Here is a 22,877-nt window from a genome sequence, read left to right on the forward strand (position 1 = left end):
AATTATTTTTTATTTATCATCTCATTTGTGAAGCCTTTTCCAGTTCATAAAGCGCCTTGTAGGCACGATAAATAAACTGGAAAAATTCATAACCGGTAAAATAACCGTCTGTACCAATACCACTATTACCAGACGACGTGCCACAGAAAAATTTACCGTCCAACAAAATATCCGTCTGAACAAGTTTCGGAAAATAAACTTCCTTCCACAGCTTCATATCTTCTCCGGAGAATGAAGCACATCCCTTTTCTGCCGGAAATCTGTTCACATACTTTTCAAGCATTGACACACACTCCATCAAGAGTTTTTTCTGTTCATTGGCATTTGCGCCCATTTTATTCAATATAGGATTCATACTCTTTCATTTTTTAATATTTAATTCAAATCTAATTTCAGTGATTTTTGGCTTAAGGCCAACATAATCAATTTTCAGGACCGCAACAGTATTTTCCTTGTTACGGCAAGTCACTTTATTCGTGAAATACAAATTACCGCTTTCATCCGGAAAAACGGCTGTACAATGCAGATATTCTCCGGTCTGGCGATAGGTCAACAGACGCTGATCGCACATACGCAAGAAAAATAAAAAGGCATTTACAAAACTACCGACATGAACGATCCGTATCTCGGGATGATAATAACTGAAAGGTTTACCAACCGGCTTGTTATTTCTTAGTAAAAAATAACGTGCCTGTTCCCCACATTGATCTGCCGATCTTATGACAGAAGATTCTTCTGCCGTTGCTTCGGTTGCATTATCCGCTACCGGCTGAGGGGCAGTTTCTACAACGGGAATTGTTTTCGGAATTTCCTTTCGGAACGGATGGCGGATCTTCTCCCCCATCCGCTTGAAAAAAGTCAATTTCATGCCTCGTCCGTTTAACCGTTGAACTTGCTTTTTCTCTCCAAATTCTCCTGCGCATTCTGAACTTTCCGCAATGCGTCAAAAGCTGCTTTCGACTTCATGCGGTCTATGTTCAAACGCAAGTGACAGGATGGACACTGCAAGGCATTGGATGTCAATAATTCAAAGATCGATGTCTCAATAAATGCTCCGCATTGCGGGCACTTCATCCCGGCTTTCTGTTCACGGGCATGTTCGGCTACATTATTCATTTATTTCCTCCTTCCGTTATTTCTTCAGCTTCAGTTTCTTCTACTTGCATATTGCTCGCCGTCAGATGTAACAGATTAGACAACCCCGCAGGCATATCTGCCTGACGCATCTTCACTTTCACTTTCATATTTGCCGACAAGCTCTGCTGCACATTCGAAGTGCTGCTGCCTTCTCCCTGTTTGGGAGCCAGTGAAGCCCGGAGTTTAAATCCTCCTCCACTTTGCGGCTCATTCAGGCTTTTACCTTCTTCCAGTGAAAATTTCTCTTCAGCTGTTTCCGACAGTGCATCCAGAATTTTAATATCGAAATCGAAATCTGCTTCCTGTACTTGCAACAGTGGCAGAGGTACCAATGTCAGTATCGGTATACTTACACTTTGCGTTCTTCCCCCGCCGGCATCCTGACTCTGATAGTTGAACGTAAGCATACGTATCTTACCGGTCCGTCCTGTCACAGGATCATAGGATTCAAATGCGATTTTCATCAGATAATCCAGATATCTTTGTGAAGATAATGAATCCGCTTCAATAGTTGCAATCAAAGGACCGGCAATCAATTGCTGAAGTTCCATTACCTGGCTACTAGTGCTCCTAACTTTCTTATTATCCATATTATATCATTTGATTTTATCGCATCACAAAATCTTCCAGTAACGAATCATCATCCGTTTGACTGACTGAATAATTGCGAGGACTGAACTTGATCTTAAAACTGTGTATCGCTTCTTCAGGCATATTCATCAGTTCATCAGCCGTGATGGCCACATCCAGCTGTGGAAATGAATGAAGACTTTTAAAGTTGGCATCTACCGACAGTTTTTTTACAATAGCTTCCATCGCTTTTATAATATTCTTTTCAGCGGTATCACGAAGTTTTTCTCCATCTTCTCCGGCAAAAAGATCATCAAGATCTGTATCGTAAAGAAACTTTTTACGTACGACATCCGTCAGTCTGCTAATCACAACATCGTTATTCACAGAACCATTACTACTGTCTACGGCATCATAGAGATTATTTCGGAAAGAGTTTCTCATATTACGGCTCAGAAAAGTGCAGAATTCCTGATGAAGTTTGTTTTCTTTTTTAAGCCGTTCAAAGAAGTGTTTCTCTCCTTCATTTCTCTCTATATCCGAAGTCATCACTGTGGTGACAGCACTGCTAATGGCTACCCTGGCAACTTGTTCGCACAGTTCTTTAAGGAACTGACGGAACTTATCATACTTGATATTAAACTGTTGCTGACTTTCCGATGCACTTTTCACACCATATTTCAAATCCAGTTCCATATCGCTTACCATAACATTAGGCAATTGAAAATCTTTCGCCTTTCCGTCTTTTCCGTAAGAGTCGCCAAGCGACAACGAATAAAGATTTGCTTCGTGTTGTGCCGAAACGATATCACGCAATATAGAGCCGATTACTGAACTTAACTGAGCCATAATATGATTTTTTAAGTTTTAATTAACGTTATTCCGTTACCTCTTCCTGGGGAGTTGCCGTATCTTTTTTCACTTCGACAATCACTTCCTTCTTGCTTCCCTCTGCTTTGATAGTATATGTACCTTCCGGCAAGTCGATAATCTTACTGTCACCACTTACCTTAAAGTCGGCCGCATTGGCTCCGGTTCCTGTAATAGTCAGTTTGTCAGGAGCCAACAGACCGCTGCCATCCTTATAGGTGGCAATCAACCGTACTGTTTCTTTACCATTTTCAATAAGCAGCAAGTTGCTGTTCACTTCCAGTGTACCGGCAGGATCGGAAACATCCAGTGAGTTACCCAGCAATTCCAGAATTTTAGAAAGACCTGCGGGCATACTGTCTTGTCCGGCTTTTACAGCCACGTCCATGGTATACTCTACACTGTACTTAGAATCGGAAGTTGCTTTAGAATCCTTCTTCGATGAATAGCTTGCGTTCATATCCGCATTCATTTTGAAGCATCCGAATCTCATACTGGCCGAAGCCTTCAAAGCCGCATCCTTAGATACAGATTCATTCGTCTCTGCCGTTGTTGAAGAGGAAGCACTGATATTAGCCTTAAAATTAATATCCACTTCACGGATTGCAATATAAGGGATAGGAACAATGGTCAACAACGGAATATTCAACTGGACCAAACGTCCTCCTTGAATGAAAGAGAAAGAAACATTGACTGCTGTCTTCTCACCGGTTTCGGGATTAACATTTATACCTACATTCTGAATAAATTCCCAAGTTGTTTTTGCTGCCAAAGCCTGTGCTTCCACACATGCTTTCAACGGACCACCAATAATAGAACCGAACGGAATCGCCTGCAACGCACTGGTTGCAACCTGCGACGGTGTTTTGTCAACTGCCATAATAATTGTTTTTTAAAATTGTTACTTAATTGTTTTTCTGTTTTGTAAGCTTACGATGCAAAGGTAGTGCACATCCCTTGCGTAGTAAATTTTTAATTTTAAACGAAACTGGTTTTCTTTTTAGTTACCTCCATTATTTTCCCAATGCACGCTTTGAGTAAATTTTATGGAAACAAGCTAAAAAATTCTTTTTGTGAGATTCACTGACCGGCAACATCTTCTTTCCTATATGTACATAGTTACCTGCAAATCCGGTCACCTTGAACACATTGATAGCGTAAGAACGATGAATTCTCTGAAACTTGCCGCGAGGAAGGTCATTATTGAAGATCCGATCCAAAGGATAGCTGACTGTTATCTCTGCACCGTTCTCCATACAGAGTACACAATAACTGCCGGATGCTTCCAGCCATAAGATTTCATCCAGAAGTACTCTTCTGTATTCATCACCAAAATAAACAAAAATAGCATTATCGACCAATGAGCTTTCTGACTCACCACAATAACAATACGGTTTGATTGAATTCTCTTTCATAAATTATTTATTGTTAGTTAACTGAAGTGTTTGCATGTAATTATTGTGTATAATCACCTCCGGGAGAGAAGTATAAAACACATTTCAAACTGTCATAATAAAACAGGATGCAACCTTCTGCACGGATATACCCTTTAGTAGGTGAATTAAGATGAAGCGGATAACGGACAGGACAAATTTTTCCGTCATAAATACGGTGGTGAACTATAGCGAAGCTCCCTATGCTGTCTGTCCCTAATGTAATATCCGGACGGCCTGCAGAAGATTTCCATCTTCCATACATTCCGTCCGGCATCTGTACCCGGACAGGTCGACAACCCAAAAGCACAAATATGATAAAGACAAAATACAAAAAAAAGCTGTAATGATTCCTATTTTTACCCATATATAAAACTTTTAAATTTCATTTAGTGCAAAAATAGGATTTTATTAATCTATGGAAATTTTACATTCTGACTAGATCTCTTTTTTTTCCGAATACCGGATTATTTTTTCTAAAACTATTCCTATATAAAAGATAAATCAAGTTTAAAGTAACTTTTCATCCAAATAAAAACAAATATAAATTCATTTTTAATACTGAAATAAAAAAATACCATATTATATTAATATATGTCAATTCATTTCTCTCTCAGGTTTATGCAGAATAGAGTTTATACGGTTCTCTTCATAAATAATTAATTGATGCGTAGCCTCTGCAAGATCTGACTTCAGGTGATACAAATAGGTACGCCCGGTTAATCTTTCTTCCATTATCCGTTCTAGTTCTTTCCGTATATCATCAGATGGATCGATTTCCATAACACGCGGTATGATGGCTCCCGAAGCTGTAGACTCCCCTTCCTGACCTTGCAAATAATCATATTGGGACAAAGTATAGTCCATCAGCTGATCATAGTTTAGTTTTTTCCTGGAAGATATCGTTTCTGCCAAAGGAATATAGTAAAGAATATCCTTGATAAAAGAGCTATATTCAGTCTGTACGCGGCGTACCAGATTCATATACTTTTTTTCTTCGGATGATAAATGCGTAGAAGTGAAAGAAAAGGATGCGGCAACCATCTGATATTCAAGCCCTTTATTGATTTCTGTCAACACCTCTTTGGCATATGCATAGTTTTTCATGGATATAGACGAAACAACCATATTCAACACATACAAATCAATAGATTTGAGATTCTCTGCCAGTTCTTGTTTGAAACCGGTAAACCAATCTTGTTGCTGAGTATAAATTATGGTATCTAACTGCAGGAGTTTCAAATCGTAATGAAGTACACCTGTCTGCTGAAGTGTCTTGTTCAGAATCATAATTGAGATGACCCCTCCGATGATTCCTCCAATATAACTGCCGCCGAAACCTATCCAGGTGGGCACATCGTCTGCACCCGCCATCAGAGTCAACGGATTCAGTTCGATTAATGCCCAATTGATTGGAAAAGGCAGTACAAGAGTCAAGCCAAGTAAAATAAGAAGCTCTTTCTTACCTAAAGTGAAGTTTTCAGTCTGCATAAATCTACTTCAAAAACACAGTTATTAATTGTTCCAATGATTCCCCTTCTAAAAAGTGCCAATGATCTGCCGGCAATCGCAAAACAGGAGCGTTCGGATAATATTTATTCCATAATCTTTCGCAATTGTCATATTCTGTCCGGAATATACGATAGTTTTCCTCCGTCCACGACTCTTCAGGAGACAATCCCGCCTGTTGATGGAACAATCCGGACAGCAAAACAATAACCTCTCCCTGATAAATCAGATTAGGAGTGGTTCGAAAATAAATATTTATGATTTCGTTCCGTTCACGTACCATTTCATCTGTATCTCCGGGAAATACCAACAAAGGATAATTTTGACAGAGAGCCGGATTTTGCCAAGCCTGTCCATCCAGAGCAAAAACTTTTGGCATTATCCCCATGGAGCGATGTAACATTTCGGCCAGGCCGACAGCCAGTTCAGCTCCCATACAGAAGCCGGTAAGCGCATAGACGGTACGCTCCCGGATCATTGGCTGAACCGTCCGGACATAATATTCCAACAGTTCCGGAATATCCGTAGCAACTTTATTAAAATGATCGTAGATAGCATCTACAACTAGAAAGTCATATTTGGGATAAAGGCGGTCGGCCAAATTAAAGTACAAATGATTAAAATAGGCAGATCCACAAACCAGAATGATTACGGGTTTCTTCAGGTTTTGCTGCCTGTACCAATAGATAGGTTCTTGCCGCGGAACGAGCAATAATCGGCGCAGATTACGGGCAGTATAAACTGCAGATACGTTGATGGGACATCCTTTTTTATTGGCCTCGGTAACAAGCCTCAACATATCCAGCGAAGTTAATCCCAGATCATCAATCAAATCGGCCTCAACACTGACTTGAGGCAAACCTAACATTTCCTTCAAAATTCCACATAAGATAACCTCGCCCGGATGAACAGGAGGAACATACTTCAACTCCAATGAAGTAAAAGCCGGGAGCGCCCGGACATCAATCTTATCATTTATAGTACGCTGAAAATGATCTACCACCTGCCATAAATTGGGTATCATGTAGTAAGGAAGTTCTGCACGCAAACGCTCTTTGACCTCTTCCGGATGAAAGTTACCGGAGACTGAGGGTTGCAAATAAGCTCCCAATAATTGACGCCCATTCCGCTCAACAACTACTACGTGGGCTCTCTCCACGTCCGGATCTCTATTCAATCGTTCTGCTATTTCAGTCAATTCGATACGAAAACCACGTATCTTGACCTGAGTATCTTTTCGCCCGATAAACCGTATTGAACCGTCCGGTTGCTGCTGTACCAAGTCACCTGTCCTGTACAACCGTTCTCCATCGTACGAGATGAATGATTTTTCATTCAGCTGAACACTCCCAATATATCCCAGCGAAACCTGAGGTCCTCCCAAGCAAAGTTCTCCTGTAGCCCCAAGAGTTATCTGTTGGAGGTTTTCAGACAAAACATAACAGACAGTTCCCTTGAGCGGATAGCCAATATCGTCATACGATGTATCTTTGCCTACAATCCGTATGGTACTGAGTACGGTATTCTCTGTCGGTCCATATACATTCATCAACCGGTAAGGCTGCTGTTTCAGCCTGTTAAATAACTTTTCACCAATAGCCTCCGCACCAAAGAGCAGAGTCTTAAAGGATGGAAAGTCAAGATCGGCAAACATGCCCAGCAACGAAGGAGGGAAAAAAGCAATATTCACCTTCTCGCGCCTGATCAGTTCGTCTAGTAAAGAAATATCTCTGCGTTCGTCCTCACCGGCCAGGATCAATGTTCCTCCGACCGGAATACACATCATCAGTTCTAATATGGAAGCATCAAAACTGATACTCGCAAACGCCAGATACCTGTTTGCCGGATCAGACAAATGATACAATTTCTTATCTACCAGATTCCTCGTAAATGTATCCAGATTCCGATAACTAATACGTACACCTTTGGGATTGCCTGTTGTTCCGGAAGTATATATAATATAGGCGCAATCATTGGGAAGAACTTCAGTATAGTCACCAACAACCGGTTCGGATAGTTGCTCCCCATTCAGGTAAAGTTGGCGGACGGACGGGATTCCACCTACTTCATTCGATGAATCGGTCAACAACAAAACCATATCCGCATTTTCAGCCATATACCGTTTACGATTATCCGGCAGCGAGGGATCTATCGGTAAATAAGTTGCCCCTAACCGGAAAATAGCCAGAATGGCAGGTACTAAAATTTTGTTTCGTTCCATACAAACTCCGATACAGATATTCCGAAGTCCGGACGGATCAGTTACCGATAAACGTTGACGGATAGATTGTGCTATATTGGCAGAGTAACGTTCCAGCATTTGATAAGAGACGGTACCGTCTTTTGCAACGACCGCCGGTTTGTCACCCCAGGTAGAGAGTGATCGAGAAAGATTTTCTTGAATGTTTGTTTTCATTATTAGTTTGATTTAGAAATTATACAATATACTGGCGGAAATCCACCTTCCTTTCTGGCGGATAGGAACAGTCGCTCCTCCGCATTCATATCGGTTATTGAAAAGATTCTCAATGCCCAGACTGCCTTCTACCCTTTTATACTTATATCTGGTAGTGAAAGAAAAGACAGCATAACCGGGCAAACGGATTGTGTAATTCGTCGCATCTCCATTGAGTCCATCTTCCAATACACTTACCTGAGTGTAGCAGTGGCTACTGCAATTCAATTTTAAATGGGCAGACCAGCTCTGTACTTTCTTTTTAAGTAAAAAGTAGTTTGCTACAAGATTCATAGAAAAGCCGGGTACGTTATTCACAGATCCATCGGTAACAAAAAAATTGGTATAATTCAATACTTTCTGAAAACACAGGTTTCCATCCAGGCTCAGTCGGTCTGCCTTATAACGGGCAACGACCTCGACACCTCCCATATTCAGAGAACCGGCATTTTCATAAACACGTGTTTCCGGCTGTGTGAACAGGAAATGGGACGCCCGATTATAAAATAAATTACACTCTACATCTATATGTGAAGGTGAATGATGATAAGCACAAGTCACCTGATATGAACTTAGATATTCAGCTTGCAGATTTTCGCCACCCGAATAGGTATCCATTTCATTGTTTCTGTAATAATAGGGCGCATCGACAAATGCTCTGGAATAACTGGCTTTGATATTTAATCCGTTCCTGAGATAAATCAGTGACAGACGGGGAGAAAAAGCCTGTAATGTCCGCTTATTACTTCGCCGTTTATAGTCATACCTGATGCCGGCATTGACAATCCAATTTTGATGCAGGTTGTGTTTAATCTGAAGAAAGGCATCCGTGTTCATCTCGTGTCCCGTGTAAAGTCGTTTTTCGATCCACGTCCTGACGATCTCTTTAAAATTCATACCTTCCAAATACTCGGAATCATAAAGCGTATACCGATTCCATTCCACACCGCCAAGCATATTGCCTTTCCCCAGCTTCCCCCAATCATAGGCATAGTTTACACGCCCATTAAAGCCTACGTTAAAATCCATCCAACGGATGTATTGAAATGTTCCGCGAGTCGGATAAATAATAGGCTGATAATCATAGTTAGGAAAAATAGGATAGTCTTGTAAAGTATCTCCCGAGGTTTCATAATGTACGTTTTTATTCCAATCGGTATAAAATGCGGTATTGAAAGTGATCCGCTGCCACGTGCGGCTATAAACAGCCTGTTCTCTTGCCGACCATCTGGAATATCCCGGGCCGGAACCGTCAAAAGTACGAAACCGCTCATAAGAATATGGAGAAGAAAAGAGCCACATGCTATAAGGTTGCCTTTTCTTCGCGTAATTCATACTGAAACTAAAAAGCAAATTTCCACGTTGCAATTTAATTCCTCCATCCATGGCAGGAAATCCCGAATAATTGTCCAGACGGATGAATCCGTCCCTAGGGTAAAGAGCATATTGTTTTTCGGCCGGGACAAAAACCGATTCTCCCGTTGCACGGTACAAGGAGAACCATGCCATAAAGTCCATGTTCATGTCGTGCTTTCCCAATAGCAGGTCAGCAGCCAACTGGCCCCGATTACCGGCACTGACAGATACGGAACCATTACGAACATCCACCCCGTCTTTAGTAACTATATTAATCACGGCTGTCAAAGCCACACTGCCATAAAGCGAAGAAGCCGGTCCGCGCAGCACCTCTATTTGTTTGACTTTTGCCAGACTAATACCATAATCCGGCGAAACAGCATTAGTAATATAACTGTTCAGACGTTGTCCATCCTGCATAATCAATATGTTCTCCTGTTCGGGAGAATATACCCCGCGCATAGCCAGATTCATCTCTTCATTGGAAGACAAACCGGATATACCGGGCACATAAGCTATCAGTACATCCCGCAGGCACCGGGCATGGATAACCCGTATCATCTCCTCCGTAATTAAAGTAACAGGCACCGGAGCTTCTTCCGGGGTCTCTACCTGTTGTGAGGCTGTGACCAGAGTTACTTTAGTCTCCCTGTGTTTCCTTACCATATCCGCAAAGCGTTCCGGATCTTGAAGCGAGATATAATAATAAGGTTCGTCTTTCAATAACAGCGAAACATACTTTTCCGCTTCCGGGAAGCGGTCTAAAGCTAAACAGCATAATGCAGCCAAACGGCACGCCTCGGTATGCATCGTACCTTGAAAAGACGACAGATTCTCCTCCAAGATACGACAAGCTTCATCGATATCTCCGCTCTCATAAAATGTTTCCGCCTTTACAAACGAATTACGGATGTTATCCGCCGGCTGAGCTGACAGTTGCACAACCCCAAAACAGCAAAGGATATATAGCAGACAGCGTTTCATGCGATAGGAATGATAAACCGGAAACAAGTATATTCATGCAGGACCGAATCAAACAATACTTTTCCATGGTGTTTGTTTTCTATAATATCACGAACGATTGCCATACCAAGGCCTGTCCCCTGCCCCACCGGTTTTGTTGTGAAAAAAGAGTCAAATAGTTTTCGTTTGACCTCCGGACTCATGCCCTCTCCGTTATCACGAATAGAAAGTACAACTCTTTTATCCAACTTTTCTAAGGTCACCATTATCTCGGGGGAATATCCTTCGGGAGCATTCTGCCATTTTTTCCATACTGCATAGCAGGCATTATTCATCACATTCAAGACTGCCCGACTGAAATCCTGCGGGATCAGCCGGATCGAGGGGATATCTTTAGCATAATCTTCACGGATAGCAATATTGAAATTCTTATAATTGGCCCGCATGGCATGATAAGCCAGCCACACATATTCCTTAGTCAATTTTTGTATTTGTGTAGGCATGAATTCGTCTTCTTTCCCCCTGGAGTAAAGCAAAATACCACGAATAATGCTGATAGCCCGATCACCATGCTCTTTGATTTTGTCCACATTCTCTCTCAGCCCGGAAAGTATATCTTTGATATCTTCCAGTTCCGCTTCCGGAATACGAGCTTTTGCTTCATCCACCCTATCGGCCAGGTCGGCCAACAATTGACCGGACAGTTTACTGAAATTGATGACAAAATTCAAAGGATTCTGTATCTCGTGTGCAATGCCTGCACTCAACAAGCCCAATGATCCCAGCTTTTCCTGCTCTTTGAGCCGTGCTTCCAACTCTTCAATTCGTTTCTCTTGTGAAATGTTTTTTTCCATAATCAATCTGTTCTATGTTTATTTATACTGACTTTTCCTCCCACAATGGCAGAGTGATAGTGAATTCTGTCAATTCATCTTTTTCAGAACGTACTGCTATCTGCCCATGGTGATTTAATATGATTTCCTTACTCAGATACAAACCGATACCTGCTGCCTCTCCGGTTGTTTTGGTAGTAAAGAACGGATCGAAGATTTTATCCAGAATACTCTGCTCGATCCCCACTCCATTGTCATATAGGCGAATGACTGCCTGTCCGTCCTTACTTTCCAATGCCAGGCCAATCTCTGCCGGATAGGCTTTCTTACCGTATTTTTTGGCTATGGCATACATACCATTGTTAAGAAGACTCATAATGGTTTTTCCCAGTTGTTCGGCATTCCCGTCAATAAACAACGGATTATCGGGCAAGGAAGTACGAACCGCAATGTGCATAGCCGTAATCTCCTTCTGATAATAACTGCTCAATAGCTCCATGTCTTTCCGGCATAAACCGATTAATTCTGTTTTTTCCAGTTGCCTGTTACGGTCTCTCAGGATTTCTTCCATGGCCTTCAGTACACGAGTGGTGTTACTTCCATGTTCCTCAATCTTTTCCAGATTATCTCTCATCATGTTGATGACATCTACCGAATCCAAGTAGGTATCTTCATCCAAAAGTTCTTTTACACTCTCCAGATTCTGATATAGATCCTTCAGTAATCCTGAGGTCAGGTGGGAAAAATTATTAATGTAATTCAACGGATTCAGAATACGGTCAATCAACCCTTGAGTCAGTTTGCCTACAGTAGCCATTTTTTCTTGTCGAACCAATTCATCTTGTGCCTGGCCCAGCTCCTTCAATGCTTTTTCCAATTTTAAGGACTTTTCCTCAATTTCATTTTTTTGTTGTACCAACTGTTTGGTACGTTGGCCGACAAGGGCCTCTAACCTCTCCTTCTCTTTCAGCAAACTGCGCATTCTCCATTTAAACAATACGAACAACAGCATCCCAAAAGCAACGGTATATAGGATCAGACAATACCATTGCAAATAAAAAGGAGGCAATAACGAAAAGCGGAATTGTTTCATTTCACTCTCTGTACCGTAAATATCACGGGCCCGGACACAAAACGTATACGTACCCGACGAAAGGTTGGCATACTCTTTCACAGTCCCGGAATCCCACGAACTCCATTCCGGATCATAACCGACCAGGCGATATCTATACTCATTGGAACCGGTGAAACAGGGCGCATCGGTAGCAAATGAAAAACGAATGGAACGTACATCATTCCCCAAACGAGGTACTGTACTATTTATCTGCCAGTCCGCTCCCCCGGACTCTTCCGGCAAATCTCCTCCCCAATAGACAGAATCACGGTTCAGACAAACTTCACGAAGATAGATGCGGGGAACAACCGGAGTAAATGTCCGGGCCTTTTCAAGGTCCATCCGAATTAAACCAAAATCACCGCCAAACCATGCCGCCCTGTCTTCTTCAATATAAATCACCCTCACGACATAATTCCGAATGGCATACAGGCATTGGTTGAATTTCTCCGTATCAATTTGCGAATGATGTACCTGTACCTCTTTTCCTTTCAGATTTGTCTGCCAATGACAGCCATCGTTGTCCGTATACTCGGTCATTATTTCTTCACTCTCTCTGTCTTGAAGTACAAAAGAGCTTTTGCCCTCTTCCCGCAAATAGATTTCTCCGTACAACGTTTTAGCCCATACAGAACGATCTTTCTTCACTTCCAGACGAACGACTTTTTCGACATCGGAAATTTTCTTTATCCGTTCCTCATCTGCCGAATATTGATAAATCCCATCCATAGTGCCCATCAGAAGGTTCGTATGCCCAATGAATGTCAATGAATAAGCTGCCATATCTGTGAGTTTTTCCGAATGATTATAATCCCGGATCACATACACACCATCGCCGGACGCTGCATATAATTCTCCTTGTGGAGAAAGACACAGTTGCCAACATGCTTGCGAAATTCCCTGAACAGGAACAAAAGTGTTTTGCTTCAATACGTATAATCCCTGTAAGGTCCCGGTATATATCATTCCTTTGTAAGAGACAGCCGATATTACCTCTCCCTTCAGACCTTCACCAGAGGTATAACGGCTGAACAAAGAGGGAATAAAAACATGAAACACACCGTTATCCGTAGCTCCCCAGAGGTTGCCACGCCCATCGGCCGCAATACCCGAAACAGCGTTACTGCATAAGCCATTTCTCTCAGTTACGGAAAACCGTTCTTTTTTCCCACTGTCATCCATTATTAATCCATGGGCAGAGTTTATCGAGATTGTTTCTCCTCCGGGTAGAGAAAACGCCCGATTCATTGAGACTGAGGATTGATTTCTCCACTTTTCCTGCAATTGGGCCGGAAGTACCTGAACCGGTGCCAAAATGGAATCTGACTGAACCGTATAATATCTTCCTGATGTAGCTTTCAGATAAATGCGTTTATCTATTTCTGCCATATCTTCCAATTCGCCCAAAGAGTTTGTGTCCAGATCGGAAAGAAGGGTTCTCAACGTAATACATCCGCGTCCATCACGCTCTATCCGTCCGAACACGTTATATCCTCCCACCCATATCCTACCTTCCGAATCACGAAACAAACGGGTGACACGGGAAAAACCCGGTGTATAAATAGTTTCCCAACGGTTATAGTCATAATGAAGGATACCTTCGAAATTAGCAAAATAGACATTTCCACAACTGTCGCAAACGACATCGAAATTACGATTGTGCGCCTGATAAACCGAAGCCGGATAGTTTACAAAAAACGGGATACCTTCTTGTGAATTTGCATATACCGAGCAAAGACACATTATCAAAAAGACTATCTTTTTCATGGCTGATACGTTTTTAGGTAATAGGATTCAAATGGAATTTGCTTACCGATATAATACTCCCATTCTTCTCGAGTAAAATCACGCTGTAACCCCTGACGGACAACAGTAGCCATGTGATCGGGTGAAACAGGCACCCGATACAACCGCCCCTGTTCGTCTCCTATAAAGACAGATGTACCGTCCGGATGAAAGCAAAAAGTATGGATCCAACCGGGGCTTGTCACAATAACGGCCGACTCGGTCTTTCCTTTACGAAGATCCCACAGACGCAGCGTACAATCGTAACTACTCGAAAACAGTTTGTTCCCTTTCCGGGAAATAGCAGTAACCGCAGCCTGATGCCCTATCAACTTCTGCCGGATATTTCCATTCTTATCACAAATCAGGATGACTCCTTCACGACAGCCAATGGCATATCTTTCATTGGTAAGAGGACAGAATGCAGTAACCACACTATTCTCGGGCAAGCTGTCTATAAATCTGAGAAATGTACCATCCGACGAAAGTAAAGCTACTGTCCCATTCTTAAAAAAAACATAGAGATAGCCTTCCATTTGACCGACACAAGTTATCGAATGTTCCGGCTGAAAATAAGGTTGTATCTCATGGTTGATACAGTCAAAAGAATAAATACCGGTTGTGGAAACTGCCAATACCAAGTTAGAGGCAATCGAAATCAATTGCCGATATTCTCCTTTAGGCAAAAAGCGGGTAACGATACCGGCGGAATCCGTGGAGATAAGCTGCCCGCAGTATGACAAGGCATACATCTGTGAATCGGACCGCAACAGCACATCCCGAAAATCATAACAGGGATCATTCAACAGTAATTCGGAGGTATAGGTCTGCCCATTTTCCGATTTCCAACGTATCATCTCACCGTACTTGCCGACAGTGACCAATCCCGGCAGAGGATTCCGACCGGCTCTTGCTTTTTCCTCGCCTCCGGATAACAGTTTGATCCCGGTAACAGCTCCTTTATGCCCGAACCAAAGCTGATCTTGCCTACAAGACAAAGACAATGCATTGAAAACAGCCGGATGATATACATCGCCATCATATCGCTTGGTAAACCACCAGGCGGTATATGCCAACAGAGAAGCTAATTCCATGTTGCCCGACCGATATTGAGTAACAGAAAGTGTCCCCAATGAACGTCCCAAAGCCAGAAAAGCCAATGTATCGGCAACCCTCTTCGACTGTTCGGCCTGTAGTTGCCGTTCCATCGCCAGATTCTTTTGTTCATCTGCCATCCGATACGCTTTCTCAGCCTCCAATTGTGCAGCAAGCGCTCTTTCCCGTGCCAACTCTGCCTGCTGTTGCATTCGGTTGGCCTTTTGAGTTTGCGCAACGGCTTCCTGTCTTCTCTTTTCGGAAATATCCTTTTGTTGATAAGCAATCTCCTCCATTTGTTGACTGACCCGTTGTATAAGAACCGATTTCTTTTCTTTATCCCGGAATTCCTCCAGAGACAGAGCAAGACGCTCCCTGTCCGATGCCGAATGACGATATGCCCGGTATAGGACCAGACATACTGTCAAAAGTATACAAGGAACGGCAATGATCCAACGGATGATATTTTCGTTTAACTTGATCATGATACAGGTTCATCAGTGGGTTGCAGATATTTCTTTTTAATGGTCAACCGATTCTCCTTATTCACGTACGTATACGCTACGTCATCCATCATTTCACGTACCAGGAAAATGCCCAATCCTCCTATTTCACGTTGTTCTAACGGTAATGAAATATCAGGATCGGCTTTATCCAAAGGATTGAATGGAATACCACCATCTATAAACTCCAAAGTAATCTCTCCGTCTTCATCCCATAAGCACAGAGTCAGATAACCTTCTGCCTGCTGCGGATAAGCGTAATTGAGAATATTGACAATGATCTCCTCACTGACCAAACGGATGGCATAAGACAGGGAAGGATGTGAAGCAACTTCACGACTATGCATCAGCATACTAAGAATTTCATCTAACCTCCCATCGACAGGGCGAAACTGAAGTAACGTCATTGCTCAGGTAATTTTTAGGGTTGTGATAATTCATCGAGAGTCTGATAAAAACGAAAGAATTTATCGAATCCGGTCATGTGCATCACGTCTTTAACCTCTTGTGACACACCGACAAGGCAAACATCTCTACTTTTAGCTTTCGCCAGCTTAAAGGCATAAAGCATGACTCTCAATCCGGCACTGGATACATAAGAACAGCCGCTGAGATCTAATGCAACAGAATGTCCTTGCTCGATAAGAGCTACAATTTTTGCTTGTTCGTCACCGCTTGTATTTGAATCCAAGACGGAACCTACAAAATGAATTTCATACTTTTCCATCGTTCTTTTATTTTAATATTATTTGATTCGTTGAAGAGAAAGCAGGGTTATGTCATCGGACTGAGGATAGTCTCCGGAGAAAGTCTTAACAGACTGCAATACACTCGTAACAACCTCTTTTGCGGAACTACTTTCGTGCATAGACGCCAATATATCCTGTAAGTTACTTTCCGAGAATTGTTCCCGCTTGTCGTTAAAAGCCTCTGTGACACCATCCGTATACAGAAGTAAAGTGTCACCGATGCCGAACGTCAATGTATTACTCTCAAATTCAATATCATCGAACACGCCTACCACAAAATTAGAAGCGACAGGCAAGCATTCAACAGTCCGTCCGCCGCGAAGGAGATAAGGGGGATTATGCCCGGCATTGGTATAGTCCATCATGCCGGTTTTATAATGATAAATCCCATAAAAGACCGTAACAAACATAGAGTCCAGGCTCTCTTTACACAGTAACTTATTGGCATAAGTAAGGCATTCTGCCGACGAAACACCCCGAAGAGCAGTTGCACGGAGCAGGGTCCGACTAACCGCCATGAACAAGGATGCCGGCACCCCTTTCCCAGATACGTCAGCAATCACCAGCCCGATACGTTCATCGTCAATCTGGAAGAAATCATAAAAATCGCCACCTACATCTTTTGCCGGAGTCATGGAAGCATAAATATCAACCACTTCCGTCAGTTCCGGAAAAGGAGGAAAGGAACGGGGAAGAATCGTTTGCTGGATTTCTCCCGCAATGGCCAGGTCATTTTTGATAGATTCCAGTTGGTTGTGCTCCTGCTGTGACTCACGGATATAGCGAACCTGTTCGATCGCCTTTTCAATAGTCCGCGACAGATCATCCAAATCGATCGGTTTGGTTGCAAAATCAAACGCTCCCTTGTTCATAGCAGAACGTATGTTATCCATGTCTCCATAAGCAGAGACCATTATACACTTCATTGCCGGATTTTTCAGTTCATTGACCTTAGCCAATAGGGTCAACCCATCCATCTCCGGCATATTAATATCACTCAGGATGATATCGAAATCGGGAGTTTCCAGAAGTTTCTGTAAAGCTTCCAACCCGTTATGGGCAAAAGCGAACTCATATTCACCTTTTCGTATTTGTCGCCTGAAGTACTGGGTAAGTAATACTTCTAAATCGAGTTCATCATCTACACTCAATATTTTTACTGCCATATCTATTGTTATTTATGAATTTCAACCGTTTGTTCTGACGTTTATGATGGCAAAAATAGAGAGTGATCGACCCGGTTACAATTTTATATTTTAAACAGGAAGAATGTTTTTCCGAATGGACGATATTGTCTTATAAGCATACAGGTATATTGCTTTCGTGGCTTAGAAGACAGCACTTGAAAGATTGATTTACACTCCTGAAAGAAACTATTCCGTATTCAGAATTTATATTTTTAAGATGGAACTTTTCTTCTCACTTTTGTCACCGTAAGCTTACAAAGAATAAATAGAAACGGCGGATTCCGAAAAGCCGAAGAAAGAGTAGGAACTTTTTACAAATCACTATTATGCTTATTATTTTAAAACAAGATGATAGTTGTCAAGTTGCACAAACGACATGTACAACAAACTCTTTAGAAATCCGATACAAAGATTATAGTGTACTGAAAAAAACTCTGGATTTGAACACAAAATCTATTAATAGCAATAGCTGTATAGAGTTAATTATTTACGGAACACACGGAAATGAAAAGGAAATTTGCAAACTAACCAAACCAGACATAAAAGATCTGAGCTATTTCTTCAAAGGAAAAGTTTGTAGATTAGTTCTTGATGCTTGCCATAGCGCCTGCCATATTCCACATTTCAAAGAGATGTTAACAGATGATGGAATCATATTATGTCATGTAGGTATCTGCCAAGTAAACAGCATCGAAACTAAAACAGGTAAAGACACCTATGAACGGTGGATAAATGGCAATAAGGAAGGATTAAAAGTATGGTCGGATGGAATCGTTCCAGCTATCTATACTCGAAAGAATAACACTTTAACTTACTACGAATGTAGCAAATTCGAAGTAGATATTAATCACCCTTTTACCGGAACTGAATTTAAGACTTATTGTCTGAATTTAAAATCAAAAGGAATTAAAATGGTAATTAAAAATCATTCTGATTTCGATAAAATCTAACTATCTTATATAAATCATATAACAATTAATATATCATGTGGGAATTAGAAAAAGCAGGCGGTAAGTTTGATAACTTTAACAGTAAGCAACAAAAAGCAATTTATGAATTAATAGATGGTTTAACAGAGATTCCAACTAAACCTAACAAAGACCAATATCGTGTCGACAATCAAAGTCAATACACTAAAATCGTAGGACGTACATATTATAATGGAGAATATGCGCTATATGCAATACAAAAGGGAAAAACAATGTATGCATCAATTGCATGTCCAGCTATTGGTCCGGACATATCCATTGATAATATTAAAGAAGGATTTAAATTAAGTTTAAAAGAAGGGAAAAGAGCCGTATGGACAAAAGTAAAGTAAATTTCTCAAAACCGATGCTGATTCAATCAGTAGCTTTCAAAGATGTATTCCTTCGCATGGATGGGAAGGGAATTAGCACAGCCTGTGGTGCCGGTGCAGGTAAAGTAAACTGTCAGAGAAGCATGGCTCCCACCGGAGCCTTTAAAGTACAAAAACAGACCAATGGTACATTTACTATCGAATCTTCAAAGTATCCCGGAGTATTTCTCCGTATGGACGGAAATGGCATTCACGCATTCGCAGGATCGGGTAGCGGTCGTGTAAACTGTCAGTTCGGAGCAAGTGCCTGGGAACGTTTCAAGTTACACGAACAAAGTGATGGTTCATATACAATCGAATCAGCAGCTTTTCCGAATGTATTTCTCCGCATGGACGGAAATAATCCATCCCGTAAAGAAGAAGATTTCGGAACGGTTAACTGCCAATATGGAGCAGGAGCCTACGAAAAGTTTTATCTGCAAAATATGCCTGAAATACAAAATGTAAAGGACATGTTTAATAAGATTACGAAGTAACGAAAAGCATGAATACATAAAAAAATCCGAAGCTATAGTTGAATCTATAGTTTCGGATTATATAAATAAGATCAGGATATTCCTATACGATCAGTCTTTCTTATCCAACGCCTCAAAACAAGAGTTTTTGCTCACAAACTCAGGGACAATATCTTTCATGGCAGCCACGATCTTCATCTGATCATAGGTATAGCTTACATCAATTAATTTCTGGATTCTCTCTTTCACTTCGTCATAATCATACTCACGCACAGTGGCAATCATAATCTTTTCGTGATAAGTAGGTTTGGTCAGCTCCTTCACATTGAGCAACTCTTCGTACAGTTTCTCACCATGACGCAAACCGGTAAACTCAATTTTCACATCCGTACGTCCCGAAAGACTGATCATCCGTTTTGCCAGATCGACAATCTTAACCGGTTTACCCATATCGAAGATGTAGATTTCCCCACCATTACCCATACTTCCTGCTTCCAGTACCAGACGACAAGCCTCCGGAATGGTCATGAAATAACGGATTATTTCGGGATGGGTCACTGTGACAGGTCCTCCACGCTGAATCTGATCGCGGAAACGGGGAATAACCGAACCGTTAGATCCTAATACATTACCGAAACGAGTGGTGATGAACTGTACCGAACGTGTACCTTCCTTCTGTAATTTCTTGGCTAAGGACTGTACATAGATTTCACAAATACGCTTTGAACAACCCATAACATTTGTCGGATTAACGGCTTTATCCGTAGAAATCATTACGAATTTCTCTGAACCGAATTTAACAGCCAGATCGGCAAGCGTACGTGTACCCGATACATTAATCTGAATAGACTCCGAAACATTGTCTTCCATCATCGGCACATGCTTATAGGCAGCTGCATGGAATATATACTGAGGTTTGTATTCACGGAAAATGGCCTCCATACGAGTTGCGTTCGAAATATCAGCTACAATCGTTTCAGCATCAATGTCACGCCAACGATCCTGCAATTCCAGACGAATGTCATGCAACGGAGTTTCAGCCTGATCAATCAGGATCAACTTATATGGATTGAAAGAAGCAACCTGTCGCATGATTTCGCTACCAATAGAACCGGCGGCTCCTGTAATCATTACACGTTTACCTTCCAGGTGAGAAGCTATCTTATGGATGTCCACCTCAATCGGTTCGCGTTGCAAAAGGTCCTCAATCTGTATTTCCTTCAACTGAGTTTTATTCAGTGCCTGCCCACCCCATTCACTCAAAGGGGGAGCAGTAAGCAACTTCACGTTATTGGAAAGCAGAGTATCAATCATATCTGATTTCTTCAGCTTTTCCATCTTAGCCGGAGAAACAATGATGGTATGCACATCACGGTCATTCATGTTTTCAATCAATGCTTCATCATTCGGGAAAACTTTCGCCCCCATCATCACCTTACCAATCAGTTCGGGTTCATCGGCAATGAAACCACGAAGACGATAATGATTACGCAAATTGACACGCAGGGATTTGGCGATGTTTACTCCGGCTTCTTTAGCACCATAAATAAAGACGTTGGTCGTGTGGCTACCGTCAAAATTGAGTACCTCGAAGAACATTTTGACCACAATACGCGAACAGGCCATCATAGCAAAATTGATCACATATGCCATAAACAGTACACTGATGGCACCAATCCGAATGCCCAGGTAAGCATCCAGCAGAAGACTCAGAATCATCAATACCCCATAGGAGACCGTAAGCGACACAAATATGCGCATAATGTCTACAAACGAAGAAAAGCGAAGCACATTTGAATAGGTACGGAATACCCGGAAGAAGATTAAGTTAGCCACTACCGTCCAAAGAATGGTCTTATCTATTGTCGACGAATCCAAGAAAATGCTGCGAAAATCGTAACGAAGCGAGTAAGCGAGCAAGCAGGATGCGACGATAATAAATATATCAATCAATAGAATAGTCCAAATGGGCAGTACCTTCGCAGAAAGATACCGATGAAAAAAATTCTGTTTCATTTGTTTTACAGTTTTTGTTTTAGGCGGTGCAAAGATACACTATTTTCACTAACACGTGCGTTTTTATTTGACAAAATAAAGTTTTTAACACAATAAAAGTAGAATAACAGTGCAAAAAGGGGGTGGAATCCTTCTCTTCCACCCCCTTCAAGATATAGATATCACATCAGGTTACTTGCCAATTCGCTCAATTCACTACGTTCGCCTTTCACCAAGTTGACATGCGCAAAGAGGTTCTGATCTTTCATGCGATCGATCATGTACACCAAGCCATTGGACTGACTATCCAGATAAGGTTGGTCGATCTGCTGAATATCTCCGGTAAATACCATCTTGGTACCTTCTCCGGCACGGGTGATAATGGTTTTAATCTCGTGTGGAGTCAAATTTTGTGCCTCATCGATGATACAATAGGTCTCGCTCAGGCTTCGTCCGCGAATGAATGCCAATGCCTCGATAACCAGTTGCTCACTCTTCTGCATATCTTCCAGCCGCTTCACTTCGGTAGAGTTAGAAGCAAATTGGCGTTTGATCACATTCAGGTTGTCGAACAGAGGTTGCATATAAGGAGCTACCTTTTCTGTTGCATCTCCTGGAAGGAATCCTAAATCTTTATTGGAAAGAGCCACGATAGGACGGGCCAACAGGATTTGCTTGTATTCCGTGAGTTTACCCAAGGCTGCCGCCAGTGCAAGCAAGGTTTTACCTGTTCCGGCTTTACCTGTCAAGGCCACCAGCTTGATATCCGGATCGTTCAGAATTTCGAAAGCAAAACTCTGTTCCGCATTGCGAGGTTCGATACCGTAATTCTTGGTTTTATTCACCCGGCAGACCGTATGTGTAAAAGGATTGTAGCGGGCAAGCACACTGCTGCGATCGCTCTTCAGAATAAAACATTCGTTGGGACGGATGATGTCTTTAAAGTCAAATTCACTGATATCCAACCCCTCTCTGGACGAATAAATACGGTCGATCAGATCCGGTTCTATATTTTCGAACACCTCGTTCGACTTTTCAAAAATATCGACATTCACCACCTTATCGGTTATGTAGTCCTCACAAAGTATACCGATGGAACGGGCTTTCATCCTAAGGTTGACATCCTTGGTCACCAGAATATTTTTCATCTTCGGATATTTCCGGGCCAAATATTCGGCTACCGCCAATATCTGATGATCCGGTTTACGGGCCGGAAACGATTCATGTACCTTGGGAGCCTCCGAATCGCCAGTGACAATAAACAACTTACCCAACCCCTCACCTAAAGGAGCACCATGGGTAAACAGACTGTCGTCGGTTATCAAATCGAGTTCGCGTACAAACTCACGTGCATTGTAATTGATTTGTTCATTTCCCTTCTTGAACTTATCCAATTCTTCCAAAACAACAATCGGAAGATAAATATCATTCTCCTGAAAATTCTTCAGGCAATTGTAGTCGTGAAGAATAACATTCGTGTCGAGCACAAAATTTTTCTTTGTTCCCAT

The 22,877-nt window shown here is 41.9% G+C and carries 22 protein-coding genes; 3 read left to right on the plus strand and 19 right to left on the minus strand.

The window, feature by feature from the left end:
* Nucleotides 1-16 precede the first annotated feature (16 nt).
* The 17 genes from BSHG_RS04480 to BSHG_RS04400 form a co-directional block, all read right to left on the minus strand.
* Nucleotides 17-355, minus strand: coding sequence for a hypothetical protein (locus BSHG_RS04480; protein ID WP_005788693.1), 339 nt, complete (start codon nt 353-355; stop codon nt 17-19).
* A gap of 6 nt (nt 356-361) precedes the next feature.
* A complete protein-coding gene (locus BSHG_RS04475) occupies nt 362-868 on the minus strand; it encodes a hypothetical protein (protein WP_005798581.1) in 507 nt (168 codons plus the stop codon).
* 11 nt (nt 869-879) lie between these two features.
* The gene (locus BSHG_RS04470) at nt 880-1,116 is read right to left on the minus strand and encodes a hypothetical protein (RefSeq protein ID WP_005788695.1); all 237 of its coding nucleotides are present in this window, start codon (nt 1,114-1,116) and stop codon (nt 880-882) included.
* Nucleotides 1,113-1,727 (minus strand): DUF2589 domain-containing protein, encoded by a 615-nt coding sequence (locus tag BSHG_RS04465; protein WP_005788696.1) that lies wholly within the window; start codon nt 1,725-1,727, stop codon nt 1,113-1,115. Before BSHG_RS04465 ends, BSHG_RS04470 begins: the two co-directional genes overlap by 4 nt.
* Before the next feature lie 16 nt (nt 1,728-1,743).
* On the minus strand, nt 1,744-2,556 hold the full coding sequence (locus BSHG_RS04460; RefSeq protein WP_005788697.1) for a hypothetical protein: 813 nt from the start codon (nt 2,554-2,556) through the stop codon (nt 1,744-1,746).
* A 28-nt stretch (nt 2,557-2,584) separates the two neighbouring features.
* Nucleotides 2,585-3,457: a DUF2589 domain-containing protein gene (locus BSHG_RS04455; protein ID WP_005788700.1), complete on the minus strand. Its 873-nt coding sequence runs from the start codon at nt 3,455-3,457 to the stop codon at nt 2,585-2,587.
* Between the two features lie 133 nt (nt 3,458-3,590).
* Nucleotides 3,591-3,992 (minus strand): LytR/AlgR family response regulator transcription factor, encoded by a 402-nt coding sequence (locus BSHG_RS04450; RefSeq protein WP_005788701.1) that lies wholly within the window; start codon nt 3,990-3,992, stop codon nt 3,591-3,593.
* Between the two features lie 40 nt (nt 3,993-4,032).
* Nucleotides 4,033-4,377, minus strand: a complete 345-nt coding sequence (locus BSHG_RS04445) for a DUF3876 domain-containing protein (RefSeq protein ID WP_005788703.1) — start codon at nt 4,375-4,377, stop codon at nt 4,033-4,035.
* A gap of 230 nt (nt 4,378-4,607) precedes the next feature.
* Nucleotides 4,608-5,501: a hypothetical protein gene (locus BSHG_RS04440; protein ID WP_008660835.1), complete on the minus strand. Its 894-nt coding sequence runs from the start codon at nt 5,499-5,501 to the stop codon at nt 4,608-4,610.
* A 4-nt stretch (nt 5,502-5,505) separates the two neighbouring features.
* Nucleotides 5,506-7,935: an amino acid adenylation domain-containing protein gene (locus BSHG_RS04435; protein WP_008660837.1), complete on the minus strand. Its 2,430-nt coding sequence runs from the start codon at nt 7,933-7,935 to the stop codon at nt 5,506-5,508.
* A 12-nt stretch (nt 7,936-7,947) separates the two neighbouring features.
* On the minus strand, nt 7,948-10,314 hold the full coding sequence (locus BSHG_RS04430) for a TonB-dependent receptor plug domain-containing protein (protein WP_008660839.1): 2,367 nt from the start codon (nt 10,312-10,314) through the stop codon (nt 7,948-7,950).
* Nucleotides 10,311-11,147 carry a sensor histidine kinase gene (locus BSHG_RS04425; protein ID WP_005798589.1) on the minus strand — a complete coding sequence of 279 codons (837 nt, stop codon included), beginning with the start codon at nt 11,145-11,147 and terminating at the stop codon, nt 10,311-10,313. The genes BSHG_RS04430 and BSHG_RS04425 overlap by 4 nt, the downstream gene beginning before the upstream one ends.
* 22 nt (nt 11,148-11,169) lie before the next feature.
* A complete protein-coding gene (locus BSHG_RS04420; RefSeq protein WP_008660842.1) occupies nt 11,170-14,007 on the minus strand; it encodes an ATP-binding protein in 2,838 nt (945 codons plus the stop codon).
* Nucleotides 14,004-15,605 (minus strand): hypothetical protein, encoded by a 1,602-nt coding sequence (locus tag BSHG_RS04415; RefSeq protein ID WP_008660845.1) that lies wholly within the window; start codon nt 15,603-15,605, stop codon nt 14,004-14,006. The genes BSHG_RS04420 and BSHG_RS04415 overlap by 4 nt, the downstream gene beginning before the upstream one ends.
* Entirely contained in the window at nt 15,602-16,030 is a 429-nt protein-coding gene (locus BSHG_RS04410) for an ATP-binding protein (protein ID WP_005788717.1), read from the minus strand. The genes BSHG_RS04415 and BSHG_RS04410 overlap by 4 nt, the downstream gene beginning before the upstream one ends.
* A 14-nt stretch (nt 16,031-16,044) precedes the next feature.
* The gene (locus BSHG_RS04405; RefSeq protein ID WP_005788720.1) at nt 16,045-16,350 is read right to left on the minus strand and encodes an STAS domain-containing protein; all 306 of its coding nucleotides are present in this window, start codon (nt 16,348-16,350) and stop codon (nt 16,045-16,047) included.
* Nucleotides 16,351-16,368: 18 nt separating this feature from the next.
* A complete protein-coding gene (locus BSHG_RS04400; protein WP_005788722.1) occupies nt 16,369-17,538 on the minus strand; it encodes a PP2C family protein-serine/threonine phosphatase in 1,170 nt (389 codons plus the stop codon).
* A gap of 347 nt (nt 17,539-17,885) precedes the next feature.
* Between BSHG_RS04400 and BSHG_RS04395 the strand changes: the two genes are divergently transcribed.
* The 3 genes from BSHG_RS04395 to BSHG_RS04385 are packed head-to-tail and all read left to right on the plus strand — an operon-like array spanning nt 17,886 to nt 19,395.
* Entirely contained in the window at nt 17,886-18,509 is a 624-nt protein-coding gene (locus BSHG_RS04395) for a hypothetical protein (RefSeq protein ID WP_005815252.1), read from the plus strand.
* Nucleotides 18,510-18,544: 35 nt separating this feature from the next.
* Nucleotides 18,545-18,880 carry a hypothetical protein gene (locus BSHG_RS04390; RefSeq protein ID WP_008660849.1) on the plus strand — a complete coding sequence of 112 codons (336 nt, stop codon included), beginning with the start codon at nt 18,545-18,547 and terminating at the stop codon, nt 18,878-18,880.
* The gene (locus BSHG_RS04385; RefSeq protein ID WP_008660851.1) at nt 18,862-19,395 is read left to right on the plus strand and encodes a fascin domain-containing protein; all 534 of its coding nucleotides are present in this window, start codon (nt 18,862-18,864) and stop codon (nt 19,393-19,395) included. The genes BSHG_RS04390 and BSHG_RS04385 overlap by 19 nt, the downstream gene beginning before the upstream one ends.
* 90 nt (nt 19,396-19,485) lie before the next feature.
* Here the strand turns inward: BSHG_RS04385 and BSHG_RS04380 are convergent, their stop codons facing one another.
* Nucleotides 19,486-21,390 carry a polysaccharide biosynthesis protein gene (locus tag BSHG_RS04380; RefSeq protein WP_005788730.1) on the minus strand — a complete coding sequence of 635 codons (1,905 nt, stop codon included), beginning with the start codon at nt 21,388-21,390 and terminating at the stop codon, nt 19,486-19,488.
* A 161-nt stretch (nt 21,391-21,551) separates the two neighbouring features.
* Nucleotides 21,552-22,877 (minus strand): PhoH family protein, encoded by a 1,326-nt coding sequence (locus tag BSHG_RS04375; protein ID WP_005788731.1) that lies wholly within the window; start codon nt 22,875-22,877, stop codon nt 21,552-21,554.

Origin of the sequence: Bacteroides sp. 3_2_5, from assembly GCF_000159855.2 — a bacterium.
Taxonomy (GTDB): Bacteria; Bacteroidota; Bacteroidia; order Bacteroidales; family Bacteroidaceae; genus Bacteroides; species Bacteroides fragilis.